Source organism: Aquilutibacter rugosus (assembly GCF_036541335.1).
In the GTDB taxonomy this organism is placed as follows: Bacteria; Pseudomonadota; Gammaproteobacteria; order Xanthomonadales; family Xanthomonadaceae; genus Aquilutibacter; species Aquilutibacter rugosus.
Genome location: NZ_JAZHBO010000002.1, coordinates 526,372 through 541,149 on the forward strand (window position 1 = coordinate 526,372; position 14,778 = coordinate 541,149).

Consider the following 14,778-nt stretch of genomic DNA (forward strand, 5'->3'; position numbering starts at 1 on the left):
CGCGTGCTATGACCTAGCGCGAGCGGATTGCGAATTCCGCGCGGCAACCGTTGTTGACCCAGACACCATCGCGTTCAACACCCCAAGTGCGATTCTGGACGCAGGGGCTGCTGGAGACCTGACGCTGCAGCTGCACACCACCACGGGTATCGACCTGGCAGAAACGCTCGCGGCCGTTATCGGACTCACAGCGGAATGTCTGTTGGCCGTAGCCAACATTGCCTTGATCGTTGCGATCACCTCGGCGCCAGCCATTGTTACGACCTGCCTGCACCACGAAATCCGCGCGACAACCGCGATCCACCCAGATCATGCCGTCCCGACTCAGGCCATAGCTATAACCCTCGGTACAACGCGCCTTTGAAAACTGGCGCACCATCTGGATGCGAGTGCCGCGAACATTCGGCCGGCAGATATTCCGGCGACCGTCTTTGGAATCACAGCGCAGGCGCTGCTCATTCTGGCCGTAACCGTAACGCGCATCGTTGCCGTAGTACTGTGCTTGTGCCTGCCCGACCGGAGCCAAGCTGCCCAAGGCCAAGACCGAGCCGAACATAACGACCGAGAGTTTGTTGGTGGAAGTCATCTTGAGTCTCCGGTTGGTTTGCAGATCTAACTTCGCATTCGAATGCACGCCTTGCAAGTGGCATCCGCGTACCCGTTCAACGGCGGTTTGCTATGTACTCAGTTGCCGTTTAACTGTTCGCGAAATCGTAGGCCAGCACATCGGCAATTCGATCAGTTTGCAGCATGACCATCAGCAAGCGGTCGACACCCATTGCCACGCCGCAACAGTCAGGCATTTCCGGCAACGCCGTCAGTAAGCGCGTATCCATTTCGATGGCCACCTGACCGCGCTCGGCACGTCGCTGCAGATCGGCTGTAAAACGACGTCCCTGTTCCAGTGGATCCGTTAGCTCGTGGTAGCCGTTGGCCACTTCGTAACTGCCCCAATACAGTTCAAACCGCTCTGCCCTGCCGTCAGTGACTCGGGCCAATGCGGCTTGCGAGGCGGGGAACCCGTGCACGGCCAACATCCGATCGGCATGCATCGCCGGCTGCAGGCAGTGTGTCATCAGCAAGTCCAGCCAATCGTCCTTGCTCAGTCCCTCTGGGGCAATGTCGATTCCGTTCTGCTGCGCGATGGACTGCAACCGGGCGATACCGATGGTGTCGACATCGATCCCGAAGTGGGACTGATAAAGTTCGTCAAAACTCACAACGTCCAGGGCGATTGCATTGTTGTGCGCGACGGCGCGGATCAGATCGGCACACTCTTCGATCAGTTTGCTTAACGTCCAACCCACGCGGTACCACTCGAGCATCGTGAATTCGGGATTGTGGCGGCCGCCGCTCTCGCCGTCACGAAACACGCGCCCCAGTTCGTACACATCGCCGACACCCTCAGCGAGCAGTCGCTTCAGCGGAAACTCCGGCGACGTGCGCATCCAGCGCCATTTGCTGCCGCCATGAACCGAACCATGAAACGAAGTGACAAACGACTCGATATTGGGCTCGGTGTTACCGGCCTGCGAGAGAATCGGCGTCTCCACTTCGAGTGCGCCATGCGCTGCAAAATACGCACGAATGTCCGCATTCAGCGCGGCTCGGGCACGAAGAGCGTTGAGGCGCTGCGGGCTAACCTTACTACTCATCCAATTCCTTTAGCAGTCGCGCCTCGTCCCAGACTTCGATACCCAGCGCCAACGCCTTGTCGAGTTTGGAGCCGGCCGCTTCGCCGGCGATCACTACATCCGTGCGCGCAGAGACGCTTCCTGCGACCTTGGCGCCCAGCAATTCCAGTGCCTGCTTTGCCGCATCACGGGTCAGGGACTGCAATGTGCCGGTCAGCACCATGGTCTTGCCTGCATATCGCAAGTTGTCAGCACTGTCATTGGCGGGTGCCGCCTGCAGCAGTTCGGCGCGAAATGCGATGACGTGTTGCAGAAGGCTTGAATTTCGCGCATCGGTCATCCAGTCGCGCAAGGACTGCAACGTGTCGGTCGGCAAAGCACTGCCCTCAAATCCGCCGAGCGCTGCCGCCGCAAATGCGTGCGGATCCGGATATTCGTCGGCCAGTTGTTTGGCGCGTAGTGCGGTGAGTTTAGGAATTTCAAGTTGGACCAGCAGATCTGCCCAATTCAAGCGCGCGCGCCATTCGGCGGGCACTTCAGTTCGTTCCAGCGGAGTCACGCCGGCATCGAGCAAGGCCTGCATCTGTTCGCGATTACCTGGCTGCTCCATGAAATGCACGATCGCACGGGCAACCTCGCCGCCAATGTCCGGGATCGCTTTCAGAATCGGCCACGGCGCGCGTTGTACGCGATCCAGGGTGCCGAGCTGGCGAGCGAGCACCTTACCGGTGCTTTCGCCGACATGCCGAATCCCGAGCCCGAACAGCAGACGCTCCAGGGCGGGACTGCGACTTTGATCAATGGCCTGCAGTATGTTTTCAGCCCATTTGCTTGAAGGCTTGCCGCTGCGTGCAGTGAGAGCCGCTGCGGTTTCATCTGTGCGTCCGGCGGCATCTTCGGCCGCTTTCATAGCGAGCAAATCATTCAAGGTCAGACGATACAAATCCGCCACATGCGAGACGATTCCGTGACGCACCAGGGCTTCGACGACGCGGTCACCCAGACCTTCGATATCCATGGCCCGCCGCGATGCAAAGTGAATCAGCGACTCCACGCGCTGTGCCGGACACACCCACTCGCCCGAACAACGCCACGCGGCCTCACCCTCTTCGCGCACGAGCTCCGAGTTACATGCAGGACAGTTCGAAGGCATTTGCCACGGAGCCTGACGTTCACCATCCTCCGGTGCGACGGCTTTGACGATCTCGGGAATCACATCGCCGGCACGGCGCACAATCACCCGATCGCCGACGCGCACATCGAGACGGCGAATCTGATCCTCGTTATGCAAGGTCACGTTGCTGACCGTTACACCGCCGACGAACACCGGGTCCAACCGCGCTACCGGCGTCACGATTCCGGTACGGCCGATCTGCACATCAATGGCAAGCAGCGTCGTGCCGCGCTCCTGCGCCGGGAATTTGTGAGCAATAGCCCAGCGCGGTGCCCGCGCGACAAAACCCATCTCCTGCTGATCGCGCAGCCGATCGAGCTTGTATACCGCGCCGTCAATATCGAACGGCAAACGATCACGCTCCGCACCGAGCTGTCGGAAATACTCGAGAAGTCCGCTGACACCACGCGTGGTGCGGGCCCAGTCCGTTACGCTGAAGCCCCATGCCGCCAACTGCTCGAGCCCGCCGTGATGCGATGTCGGTGGGGCGACATCCTCGCTCCACAACCCGATTCCGTAGGCCATGAACTGCAGCGGCCGCGTGGCCGTAATGCGCGGATCCAACTGACGCAAGGAGCCCGCCGCACCATTGCGAGGATTCACCAGTAGCTTGCCGCCGCTGGCACGCATGCGTTCGTTATAGGCGTGAAAGCCCTGCAGCGGCATCACGACTTCACCGCGCACTTCCAGAACCTGCGGCCACCCTTCGCCCTGCAACCGCAACGGAATGCTGACAATCGTCCGCAAGTTCGCAGTCACGTCCTCACCGGTCGTGCCATCGCCACGCGTTGCACCCACAGTCAGTTCACCGTGATCGTAACGAAGGCTAATCGCGAGCCCGTCGAATTTTGGCTCCACGGCAAACAAGGGATCCGTCTGATCCAGCTTGCCAACGATGCGCGCCACAAAGGCCTCGACCTCGTCGGTCTCAAACGCATTGTTCAGCGACAGCATGGGAATGCCATGCGTGACCGACGTAAAGGCCGCGTCGGAGGCAATGCCCACACGGTGCGACGGTGAGCTTAGCGACTGCAACTCCGGGAACTGCTGTTCCAGTTGCTGCAGCTCACGAAACTTCTGATCGTATTCGGCATCGCTGGCTTCCGGGTCATCCAGTACGTAGTACTGGTAGTTCGCCTTCTCAAGCCAACGGCGCAATTCTTTGACGCGGGCCCGCGCGGAATCCATCGGGATCAATTGCGGCGCGGATCGCGACCGGCCTGCAGGTCCAGTTCGTGCTCGCGATCGTACCGACGCAATTCTTCGCGCAGATGCTGCTGACTCTGACGCGTCATGGCGTTCTGCTGATCATCGAGCAGGATGCCGCCCAGCAGCTCCGCTGCACGTTGCGCCGCGGGCAACATCATGTCCAGCGCATCCAGTGCGCCAATCGGAGCCGGCAGTACCAGGTAGAAGGCAATGGCCGGCGTCTGCAGATTGGCGATGGAATCGACATCCAGACTGCCCTGCTGCTGCACATTGGCTACTGTGAAAATTGGTCCCAACTGCGGCTTGCGTTCCACCAGGCGGTGATACGCGCCACCAAAGCCGTACACGAGCCCGATCTTTTCGGCGGCGACCACAATATCGGAGCCATCAAACTGCGTACCGGTGCGAGCAGCCACAAACAGCTTGACGACCTTGTCGAGGCGTTCAGTGACGCGCTTACCGACTTCGGCATCGGCATTGGCAATCGCCGGAGCATCGCCTGACGTATTGCCATCGGCCGCTGCGGATTCGGCGACGGAAGGGCCTCGGACAGGCGCTGCAGCGACATCTGCGTCATGTTCTGCAGGATTCGGCGACGGGAGTCGCGTTCCCTGTGTCTTTTTAGGTGGGCGACCAAACCAGAAAATGGCCAGGATCAGCAAAGCACCCGCGGCAAGAATGCCCAAGCGAATCAAAGTGGTATCAGTCATTGGGTCAGCCTGTCTTTCGTGCGACGAACCATCTTATGCTACACCAGCCAGACGGGTAGCTTCGGCCAAATCGACCGAGACCAGTCGGCTGACACCCGGTTCGCGCATGGTCACACCTGCGAGTTGTTGCGCGGCTTCCATTGTGGCCTTGTTGTGGGTCACAAACAGGAATTGGACCGCTTCGCTCATTTCCGCCACCATCGCGGCCAGGCGGCCAACGTTGGCTTCGTCCAGTGGCGCGTCCACCTCGTCGAGCAGACAGAACGGCGCCGGATTCAGGCGGAAGATTGCAAACACCAGCGCAACCGCAGTCATTGCTTTTTCGCCGCCGGACAGCAGCGAGATATTGGAGACGCGCTTGCCCGGCGGACGGGCCATGATGGCCACGCCGGTATCCAGCAGGTCTTCTCCGGTCAGCTCAAGGTAGGCATGCCCGCCACCAAACAGACGCGGATACAGCTCCTGTAGTCCGGAGTTGACGCGATCGAACGTGTCCTTGAAACGACCGCGCGTTTCGCGATCGATCTTGCGGATGGCATCTTCGAGCGTTTCAAGCGCAGCCGTCAGGTCATCGTTCTGCGAATCCAGATAAACCTTGCGCTGCTCCGCTTCGGCCAGCTCCTGGATTGCAGCCAGATTGACCGGCTCCAGGCGGCGCAGCTTGGCATCGAGTTCGATGACCGTCTGACCCCAGCGAGTTGCATCCATGTCATCGGTCAGTTGCGCGGCGACGTCGGCAAAGTCGAAACCGGCCTTGGTGATCTCTTCGAGCAGCTGTTCGATCTTCAGAACTGAAGCTTGCTGCTGGAGACGGGCATTGGCGATCTGTTCGCGCTGCTGCAGCGACTGATCGTTGCGCTGCTGCCTAGTCTGTTCGAAGCGGCGCAGATCGTGGTCCAGTCCCTCGAGCTTGGCGCGTGCCTGGGCCAAATTCCGCTCGGCAGCAACTCGCTGATCGAGTAATGCCTGCTTCTGCGCTTCGAGACCGGCCAGCGGCGAATCGCCGGAGGACAACTGACTGGTGAGCTCCGCCAAGCGCGAATCGAGCTGACCCCGTTGTCCGGACATGCGCTCAAGGGTCTGCACCAGGCCTTGCATCTGGGCTCGGCTGCCTTCGACCTTCAGCGCTAAGGCATGCATGCGATCGCGGGATTCGCGAGCGGCGGCACGGGCGGCATCACGACGTTGCAGCAAGTCCTGACGTTGGGATTCCAGCGCCTGACGCTCGTCATTGAGGGTAGCCATCTTCTGGACTGCCACTTCCTGACGTGAGCGTGCTTCGCGCGTCTTGTCCTGCGCGGAACGTTGAATATCCTGCGACTGCTGCAGCTCCTTTTCGATGTTGCTGATGCGATTGGTCGCCGAATCGATGCGTCCCTGCTGACTTTGCAGCTGGCCACCCAGTTCGGACGCCAGTCGATGCGCAGCGTGCAACTGACGTTGAACTTCTTCGCGTTCCTGTTCGGCGCGCAGCAGGTTTTGCTTGCCCTCGTCGATACGGGCTTCGAGCTCACGCTCATCAACCGTGAGCTTTTCAATGTCGGCCCGCAAGGTTTGGATCTCGCGCTCACGAACCAGCGCACCTTGTCGTGCGGCACCGGCCGGCAGGACGCCAACCCAGCCATCCCCCAGACGGACGCCGTCACGCGTGATGACCAGTTCGTCTGCAGCGAGTTGCGTGCGCAACTGTTGCGCATCGGCAATAGTTTCAGCGAAATGTACGCGCGACAGGACTTGGCGAATGGCCCACGGACCCTGCACTCGTGCGGCGAGACTGGTCGCGGGCACTGTGCGATCGTGCTGCGCAGAATCCACCAGTGCCAGGCCGGCATCGGTTAGCTCACCCAGAGCCGACAGCAAGTCCTGCGGCGATTCCAGCAGGACGCCTTCGAGCAACGGACCGAGCGCCAATTCCACCGGACTCTCAAAGCCTTCGTCCACACGAATGCGTTCGCCGACGCGTTTGGCATCATTCAACCCGTGCTTGCGGATCCAGCGCATGGCGGCTTCGGCATCCTGACCCAAAGCAGCTGCCTGCAGTGTCTCTAACGATGCCAGACGACCGCGCGCCGACTGATTGGTCTGACGCGTGTGATGCAGGCGCTCCAGCAGTTCGCGTTGGGCCTCCTGCAAGCCGGCAACGACGCTACGACGGCTTTCCACCTCACCGGCCTGAGATTCGCTCAATGCCAGTTGTGCGGTGTGTTTCTCTTTCAGCTCAGAAAGCGCTGCGGCGAGTGCTTCCAGATCGAACTGAGTCCGTTCTTCCTGCAGACGCTGTTGGCGACGCTCGGCATCCAGAGCCTGACGCTCCAAATGCTCGATGGCGGTACGTTCGACGTCGGCAGCCCGGGTGGCTTCGGCAGCGGCCTTGTTCTGGGCATCCCAAGCGGCCTGCCATTCCTGCACTGCAGTTTCCGAAGCTTTCTGGGCCTCCTGCAGTGGGCCATCGGCCGTGCGCAGCGATTCCAGTTGCGGCTCATCCTCGGCAATCATGCCGGACAGCGCATCCAGACGCGCCTGATCGGAACCGACGTGACTGACCAGTTCTGCCAATTGCGCAGCCGCATCGGCATGAGCTCGATTCAATCGCTCGCCGAGCTCGCGCTGGTGCTCGATCTGCTGTTCAATGCGTGCCAGATTGCCGCTCACTTCGTAGCTGGCTGCCTGACGGGTATTCAGGTCGGCAGTCGCCTCATCGCGCAAGGTGCGGTGCGTTTCGATCTCGCGTTCCGCTTCACGCATCTGCGCAATGGTCTGCTCAAGTCGCGTCTCATCGGCGGCCAGCTTTTCGCGTTGGCTCGCAAGACGCTGATCAACAGCGCGATGTTCCAGTGCCTTGTGCTGTGCATCGGTAACGCGACGCTGCTCCTGCAGGGCCTTGTACTGTTCGGCCTGTCGGGCCTGACGCTTCAGATGCTCGAGTTGCTTGCCGACCTCATCGCGCAAATCGCTCAGGCGCTCGAGATTTTCCTTGGTGTGGCGAATGCGCGTCTCGGTTTCGCGACGGCGCTCCTTGTACTTGGAGATGCCCGCAGCCTCTTCGAGATAGACGCGCAATTCCTCGGGCTTGGCGAGAATGATATTGGAGATCATTCCCTGCTCAATGATGGAATAGCTGCGCGGACCCAGACCGGTTCCGAGGAACAGATCGGTAATGTCGCGGCGACGGCACTTACTGCCGTTGAGGTAGTAGTTGCTGTTGCCGTCGAGGCTCACGGTCCGCTTGACCGAGATTTCATCGAACGCGCCGTACTGGCCGGTAATTGAATGATCCGAGTTGTCGAAGATCAGTTCCACCATGGCCTGATTAACAGGCTTGCGGGCGGTGGAGCCGGCAAAGATCACGTCGGTCAGGGATTCACCGCGAAGGCGACTTGCCGAACTCTCACCCATGACCCAGCGGACGGCGTCAATAATGTTGGACTTGCCACAACCGTTGGGACCGACAACGCCCGTCAGGTTCGAAGGCAGATTAAGAGTCGTCGGGTCGACAAACGATTTGAAACCCGACAATTTGATGGTGGAAAGTCGCATGCAGCAGAAACCGGATCGAGCCACGTGCCGAGATCAGACCCCGACAGGAAGCTATTAAATGAGGGACTGCACCCTTCGGATGCAGGACCAAAAAGTATAGCTCACCAGACTACGGCAGCACTTTGCGGAACGGACGGACCGAGAGTTCGGAATAAACGCCTTGTTCCTGATACGGATCCTGGGCTAGCCACGCTTCGGCCGAGGCCTGGTCGGCAAACTCCGCCACGATGAGCGATCCGAGGAAACCGGCAGGGCCTGGGTCTTCTGCGTCAATTGCGGGGATCGGACCTGCGGCAAGTAGCCTTCCCTCCTCCATTAGTGATTCCAGTCGGGCCAGATGGGCGGGGCGGGCCGCGGCACGCTTGGCATCAATGTCCGAGCCATAGCGGCCCTCGAGGATGTACCACATAGGCAAGTCTCTTGAGTTAACGAAGGGATTACAGTACCATTGACTACGGTTATGCCTGCCGGACCAATGCCAGTCTGGCCGCATCTTCCCCGACTTATGGAGCTTTGCGGCGCCCGCCGATTACCAGGGGCCCTGCCAAAGCGGGCTTATCGAGTGCCTGCCCTTTGAATCAACTTGCTGACGCTGACGATCAGACAGCTGCCGAAACTGTAACGGCCGCTTCCGATCGGACGGACGCTAAACGAACACCCCAGCAGCAGGAAATGCCGTTGGCAATGGTGCTCGGCCAACCGGTCCTGCAAATTCCGCAGGATTTGTACATTCCACCCGATGCGCTGGAGATCATTCTCGATGCGTTTGAGGGCCCACTGGATCTGTTGCTGTATCTGATCCGCCGCCAGAATCTCGATATTCTCGATATTCCGGTGTTTGAAATAACCCAGCAGTACGTGGCCTACATCCGTACCTTGCAGGATTTGCGATTCGAGCTCGCAGCGGATTACCTGCTAATGGCCGCCATGTTGGCCGAGATCAAATCGCGCATGCTGCTACCGCGGGTCGTGACCGAAGATGGCGATGAGGAAGATCCTCGCGCCGAGCTGGTCCGCCGTCTGCAGGAGTATGAGCGTTACAAGACCGCCGCCGAGGATCTCGACAAGATTCCCCGTCTGGATCGTGACAGCGCGGTAGTTCAGGTCGCCATGCCCAAACGGACCACGGTGCAGGAACCGCCCGAGGTCGATCTCAAAGAGCTGCTACTGGCTCTGCAAGATGTCCTCAAGCGTGCCGAGCTGTTCACGGAACATGCCATCAAACGCGAAACCTTGAGCGTTCGTCAGCGCATGACCGATCTGCTCGAGCGCCTGCATGACGGCGCGTTCCATCGCTTTGAGTCCTTGTTTACCGCCGACGAAGGCAAACTCGGCATCGTGGTGACGCTTCTGAGCTTGCTGACATTAGCAAAAGAACAACTGATCGACATCGTCCAGGAAGCACCGCTGGCACCGATTTACGTTAAGTCGTTGTCCCGGATCGATAGCGACACCTTGGAACTCCATAGCGAGTTCGACGATGAACCCGCTGGCGCTTAGGCATCGGCATCACCGATTCACAATACGCATCTGATTTCATGTCCATGACCGAAACTGCCGAACCCCAAACGACCGCCGCCGAGAGCTCGGCCGAGCTGATCGATAACGGTTCGAATGCCCCCACTGTGGTGCCGCAAGGTGACATCAGTGACGAGCTGTTAGTACGCATCGTCGAGGGCGCCCTGATGGCCTCGAACTCTCCGCTGACTGTGGCACATCTTAATAGTCTGTTTCCGCTCGATCAGCAACCGGGCAAAGACCGCTTGCTGGGCGCACTCGATACCTTGCAGGAACAATGCCAGGATCGCGGTATCGAACTGCTCGAGGTCGCAAGCGGCTGGCGTTTTCAGGTCAAACGCGATGTGCATCCGTGGGTCTCGCGCCTTTGGACTGAGCGTCAGACCAAGTACACCCGCGTTACTCTCGAGACGCTGGCTCTAATTGCCTATCGTCAACCGATCACCCGCGGCGAAATTGAACAGATTCGTGGTGTGGCGGTCAATTCGAACATCATCCGGGCACTCGAAGAACGCGATTGGATTCGCGTGATCGGTCACCGTGATGTACCCGGTCGCCCTGCTCTGCTCGGCACCACAAAAACCTTCCTGGATTACTTTGGTCTCAAGCGGCTGGATGAACTGCCGCCATTGAGCGAGATCAAGGACTTTGCCGAGCTGCAGCCGCAGCTCAACATGGACATCGAGCAAGCACTCGATGCCGCTGCCGCTGCACAGGTTCAAGCGGCTGCCGACTCCTCTGAACCCGAACTTGCAGCGAGCGACTCCGAATCGCCCGCAGCCGAACTCACGCAGAGCGACTCTCAATCGCCTGACACCGAAATCGAAATGACTACCCACGACGTCGAGTCGCCGGACACTAAAGAAAATGACTGAACAAACTAAAAAACTCTCGCTCAAGCCCAAGGATCCGTCCGCCAAGCTTGAAGAACGCTTACACAAAGTGCTGGCACAGGCCGGACTGGGTTCCCGTCGCGCGCTGGAACAGCGCATTGCCGATGGCCTGCTCAAGGTCAATGGTGAAACGGCACAGACCGGCATGTCCGTCCAGAGTGGCGACAAGATTGAACTCGACGGCCGTCAGTTCGTCTGCTCGCAACTGATCGAGCCCACTCGCCTGCTGATGTACAACAAGCCCGAAGGCGAAGTCACAACGCGCGAAGATCCCGAAGGTCGCCCCACCATCTTCGAAAATCTGCCGTCACTGAAAGGTGCGCGCTGGATTGCGATCGGCCGTCTGGACATCAACACGACCGGTTTGCTGCTGCTCACCACCGATGGTGAACTGGCCAACGCCCTGATGCATCCTTCGTACGAAGTCGAACGGGAATATGTCTGCCGTGTCCGTGCCCCTGAGGGAATGGATCACGTGGGCGAGAACATTGTTGACCGCCTGCGTCGTGGCGTCTCACTGGATGACGGTCCGGCCAAGTTCGATCGCGTCGAACGCATTGGCGAAGCCGAAACCGAATCGCACGACTGGTTCCAAGTCACCGTGAGCGAAGGTCGCAACCGCGAAGTTCGCCGTCTGTGGGAATCGCAAGGTTGCCAAGTCAGCCGCCTAAAGCGCGTCCGTTACGGAAAGCTGACCCTGCCGCGCGAACTGCGCCGCGGTCACAGCACCGAAGTGGCTCCCGAAATCGTGAAAGACCTGCGTGAATCGCTGGGTCTGGCGGATTCGCTGCCATCGGCTCTGACACTGCAACCGGTGATCGGCCAACGTCGCGCCACCAAGAGCGTGATTCGTCTGGATCCGAGTGAATCGCGTCGCCAGGGCAATGCTGAAGAAGCCAACGAACTGCGTCGTTTTGATTCGTTCCGCGATGATCGTCGCGGCGGACGCGGCGGCAAGCGTGGTGGCCCGGCCGGTGGTGCCGGCGGTCTGACCGTTTCCGGCGAGGCCGCAGCGCGTCAATCCGACCGCCCCTTTAAGCAACGTCGCGAAAAAGGCCCGAATCTGCCCGATGGCAGCCCCGCAGCATTCCGTTCCTGGTATGTGCCGGAAGGTGTCGATACCGGCGCACGTCCGAGCCGCGGTGGCCCGGGTGGCGGTAACGCCGGTCGGGGTGGACCACGTGGTGATGCCGGTCGCGGAGCTCCGCGTGGCGATGCAGGTCGTGGTGGCCCGGGTGCAGGCGCCCGTCGTGGTCCCGGTGCAGGTGCCGGCGGCCCGCGTAGCCGCACCGGCGGTCCGGGCGGCCAAGGTGCCAAGGGCGGTCCGGGCGGCGGTCGTCGCGCTGGCGGTTTCAATCCGCGTGCGGAAGGCGGTCAAGGTGAATCGCGCGGACCTACCCGTGATCGCATGCCTTACGGCCATCCCGGCAACGCACCGACCTTCCCGTCGGATTACGCCAATGGTGGCAACTACAGCGGTTACGGTGATCGCCCGGCTTCGCCGCGCGGCCCCGCTCGTGCCGGCAATCGCGGCCCGGGTGGTCCCGGTGGCAATCGTGGTCCGGGTGGCCCGGGTGGTCCGCGCAAGCCCGGTGGCAATCGCGGCCCCGGCGGCAACAAGGGCGGCCCACGCGGTCCGCGCGGTAGCGGCGGTGGCAGCAGCGGCGGCGGTAGCAGCCCGTGGGGCAATCGCTAAGCGCCCGTTCCATTAGTGCCTTCGCAAAAAAGACGCCCGGCCAAAAGCCGGGCGTTTCTTTATGTGGCGGAAGCGGTGAGATTCGAACTCACGGTAGGGTCTCCCCTACGTCGGTTTTCAAGACCGGTGCCTTAAACCGCTCGGCCACGCTTCCGTGCGGATATTATAGCGTCACTCCCCGCAGTCAACGCGCTGTTGTGCCCATAACAACGGCATTTCGCGTGCAAGGAAATCAATCATGGCACGCACCGCCGGCAACACTCCACGGCGCGAGGGATACACCATGTGGGCAATACCCTGCGGCAGATTCCAGTCAGGTAAAACAATGCGCAACTCTTTATCACGCACATGCTGATGACATACGGTTTCCGGCAACATCGTGACGCCGGCGCCGTTCACCGCGAGCCGCAGCAACATCGAAAAATCAGAACCGGCAATCACCGGCTTTAGCGGAATGCGACGAACCTCCTGCCCGGGACCGTGCAGTTCCCACTGATGCTGGGTCTCATCGGCACTGTTCACTAGTGTGGCGTGCTGCTGCAGATCTTCGGGAGTATTCAGTGCAGGCGCTGTGGCGAGATATTCAGGACTGGCAACCAGCAGCTCACGCGTCGTACCGAACTCACGCACCACAAAATCGGCATCGCCTTCGATGCGGCTACGCACGCGCATAGCAATGTCCAACTGCTCGTTGATGAGATCAACGCGACGATTAGTCACCTGCAGAACGACACGAATATCGGGATACTCCGCACGGAATTTAGGCAGCAGTTCGCTTAGATGCACTTGCGCAATGCTTGAAGGCACCGACATGCGCACGACACCGCGCGGAGCAGAGATCACCTGCTCGACTCGATCACGCAATTCCTGCGCCTGATCCAGAATGCCTCGGGCCTGACGGTAGACATCGTTTCCGACTTCTGTCACCGCAAAGCGACGGGTACTGCGCTGAATCAGACGGACGCCGAGTTGCTCTTCGAGATCGGCAACACGACGGCTCAGGCGCGACTTGGAAATGCCGCTGGCACGTTCTGCCGCCGCATAACCACCGTGCTCAACGACCAGGGCAAAGTACTGCAGATCGTTGAGATCACGCATGTTTATTCGCCTGCACTAAGTATTTCAGTGGTACCGCCCATATACGGCACCAGCACCGCCGGTACCGTCACGCTGCCATCGGCATTCTGATAATTCTCCAGAACTGCAACGAGCGCGCGGCCCACGGCCGTACCCGAACCGTTCAACGTGTGCAGCAGTTCCGGCTTGCCGGACTCGTTGCGGAAACGGGCCTGCAGACGACGCGCCTGGAAATCACGGCAATTCGAGCAGGACGAGATCTCGCGATACATGCCTTGCGAAGGCAGCCACACTTCGAGATCGTAAGTCTTGGCGGCAGCAAAACCCATGTCGCCCGTGCACAGCAGCATGCGACGATACGGCAAACCCAGTTTCTCCAACACGGTTTCGGCCGCGCGGGTCATGCGTTCCAGCTCGTCATCACTTTGCGAAGGCAGTGCAATGGAGACCAGCTCCACCTTCTCGAACTGATGCTGGCGAATCATGCCGCGGACGTCGCGGCCGCCCGATCCGGCTTCGGCCCGGAAGCACATGGAATGCGCGGTCATGCGCAAGGGCAGCTGCGAGGCATCGACAATTTCATCGCGCACGATATTGGTCAGCGGCACCTCGCTGGTGGGGATCAGGTAGCGCTTGTGCTCACCGATTTGAAGTGAGAACAGATCGTCCTCGAACTTCGGCAACTGACCGGTGCCCTGCATGGTTTCCGGATTGACGATCAGCGGAACGTTGACCTCGGTGTAGCCGTGCGTGACCGAATGGATATCGAGCATGAACTGTGCCAGCGCACGATGCAAACGCGCCAGTTCACCGCGCAACACGGTAAAACGGGAGCCGCTCAACTTGGCTGCGGTTTCGGCATCCAGTGCGCGATCGCGCAGACCCAAGTCCACATGATCCTTGATCTCAAAATCAAATCTGCGTGGCTCGCCCCAGCGGTTGATCTCGACGTTGTCGTTTTCATCCTCGCCCAAAGGCACATCGACATCGGGAAGATTCGGGATCTGCAGTGCGGCATCGGATTGTGCAGTGCGAATCACTTCGAGACGTGATTCCATCTCCTTGAGTTCATCGGCAAAGCCGGCCACCTCTGCCATTAACGCGCTGACATCTTCACCCTTGGCTTTGGCCATGCCAATGGCCTTGGAACGCGTATTGCGCAGATTCTGTAACTCCTGCGTACGCACCTGAATGGATTTTCGCTCCGATTCCAGTGATTCCAGCGCGGAGATATCCAATTGCAGCCCGCGTGCCTGCAGTAGACGGGCGGCTGTTTCCGGAAGTTGTTGGCGCAGCAGATTGGGATCAAGCATGGAATAAGGATCGATGA

General features: G+C 60.0%; 9 protein-coding genes, 1 tRNA gene and 2 pseudogenes. 3 read left to right on the forward strand and 9 right to left on the reverse strand.

What is annotated here, in order from left to right; translation table 11 throughout:
• Nucleotides 1–13: 13 nt before the first annotated feature.
• The 6 genes from V3390_RS07695 to V3390_RS07720 form a co-directional block, all read right to left on the reverse strand.
• Nucleotides 14–586, reverse strand: a complete 573-nt coding sequence (locus tag V3390_RS07695; RefSeq protein ID WP_331704010.1) for a DUF3011 domain-containing protein — start codon at nt 584–586, stop codon at nt 14–16.
• Nucleotides 587–695: 109 nt separating this feature from the next.
• Entirely contained in the window at nt 696–1,655 is a 960-nt protein-coding gene (epmA, locus tag V3390_RS07700; protein WP_331704011.1) for an EF-P lysine aminoacylase EpmA, read from the reverse strand.
• A complete protein-coding gene (gene ligA, locus V3390_RS07705; protein WP_331688731.1) occupies nt 1,648–3,996 on the reverse strand; it encodes an NAD-dependent DNA ligase LigA in 2,349 nt (782 codons plus the stop codon). Before ligA ends, epmA begins: the two co-directional genes overlap by 8 nt.
• Before the next feature lie 5 nt (nt 3,997–4,001).
• Nucleotides 4,002–4,727, reverse strand: coding sequence for a cell division protein ZipA (gene zipA / locus V3390_RS07710; protein ID WP_331688732.1), 726 nt, complete (start codon nt 4,725–4,727; stop codon nt 4,002–4,004).
• Nucleotides 4,728–4,760: 33 nt separating this feature from the next.
• Entirely contained in the window at nt 4,761–8,264 is a 3,504-nt protein-coding gene (smc, locus tag V3390_RS07715) for a chromosome segregation protein SMC (RefSeq protein WP_331704012.1), read from the reverse strand.
• A 109-nt stretch (nt 8,265–8,373) separates the two neighbouring features.
• Entirely contained in the window at nt 8,374–8,673 is a 300-nt protein-coding gene (locus V3390_RS07720; protein WP_331688734.1) for a YciI family protein, read from the reverse strand.
• A 74-nt stretch (nt 8,674–8,747) separates the two neighbouring features.
• On the opposite strand from V3390_RS07720, the gene V3390_RS07725 reads away from it, so the two are divergent.
• The 3 genes and pseudogenes from V3390_RS07725 (at nt 8,748) to V3390_RS07735 (ending at nt 12,371) form a co-directional block, all read left to right on the forward strand.
• Nucleotides 8,748–9,764 (forward strand): segregation and condensation protein A, encoded by a 1,017-nt coding sequence (locus V3390_RS07725; RefSeq protein ID WP_425493047.1) that lies wholly within the window; start codon nt 8,748–8,750, stop codon nt 9,762–9,764.
• A gap of 143 nt (nt 9,765–9,907) precedes the next feature.
• Nucleotides 9,908–10,609, forward strand: a pseudogene (scpB, locus tag V3390_RS07730) (SMC-Scp complex subunit ScpB); the annotation flags it as partial.
• Between the two features lie 40 nt (nt 10,610–10,649).
• The gene (locus V3390_RS07735) at nt 10,650–12,371 is read left to right on the forward strand and encodes a pseudouridine synthase (protein ID WP_331704013.1); all 1,722 of its coding nucleotides are present in this window, start codon (nt 10,650–10,652) and stop codon (nt 12,369–12,371) included.
• A gap of 64 nt (nt 12,372–12,435) precedes the next feature.
• Here the strand turns inward: V3390_RS07735 and V3390_RS07740 are convergent.
• The 3 genes and pseudogenes from V3390_RS07740 to serS all read right to left on the reverse strand — a co-directional run bounded on the left by V3390_RS07740 (nt 12,436) and on the right by serS (nt 14,761).
• Nucleotides 12,436–12,525: transfer RNA gene (locus tag V3390_RS07740), tRNA-Ser, on the reverse strand.
• A 71-nt stretch (nt 12,526–12,596) separates the two neighbouring features.
• Nucleotides 12,597–13,469: pseudogene (locus V3390_RS07745) on the reverse strand (LysR substrate-binding domain-containing protein); the annotation flags it as partial.
• Between the two features lie 2 nt (nt 13,470–13,471).
• Complete coding sequence (gene serS / locus V3390_RS07750) at nt 13,472–14,761, reverse strand: serine--tRNA ligase (RefSeq protein ID WP_331704014.1); 1,290 nt, start codon at nt 14,759–14,761, stop codon at nt 13,472–13,474.
• Nucleotides 14,762–14,778: the final 17 nt, after the last annotated feature.

Excerpts from the sequence above, each read along its gene's own strand:
- ligA (WP_331688731.1), bottom strand. The coding sequence starts at position 3,996 with ATGGATTCCGCGCGGGCCCGCGTCAAAGAATTGCGCCGTTGGCTTGAG.
- V3390_RS07735 (WP_331704013.1), top strand. The coding sequence starts at position 10,650 with ATGACTGAACAAACTAAAAAACTCTCGCTCAAGCCCAAGGATCCGTCC.
- smc (WP_331704012.1), bottom strand. The coding sequence starts at position 8,264 with ATGCGACTTTCCACCATCAAATTGTCGGGTTTCAAATCGTTTGTCGAC.
- epmA (WP_331704011.1), bottom strand. The coding sequence starts at position 1,655 with ATGAGTAGTAAGGTTAGCCCGCAGCGCCTCAACGCTCTTCGTGCCCGA.
- zipA (WP_331688732.1), bottom strand. The coding sequence starts at position 4,727 with ATGACTGATACCACTTTGATTCGCTTGGGCATTCTTGCCGCGGGTGCT.
- serS (WP_331704014.1), bottom strand. The coding sequence starts at position 14,761 with ATGCTTGATCCCAATCTGCTGCGCCAACAACTTCCGGAAACAGCCGCC.
- V3390_RS07720 (WP_331688734.1), bottom strand. The coding sequence starts at position 8,673 with ATGTGGTACATCCTCGAGGGCCGCTATGGCTCGGACATTGATGCCAAG.
- V3390_RS07695 (WP_331704010.1), bottom strand. The coding sequence starts at position 586 with ATGACTTCCACCAACAAACTCTCGGTCGTTATGTTCGGCTCGGTCTTG.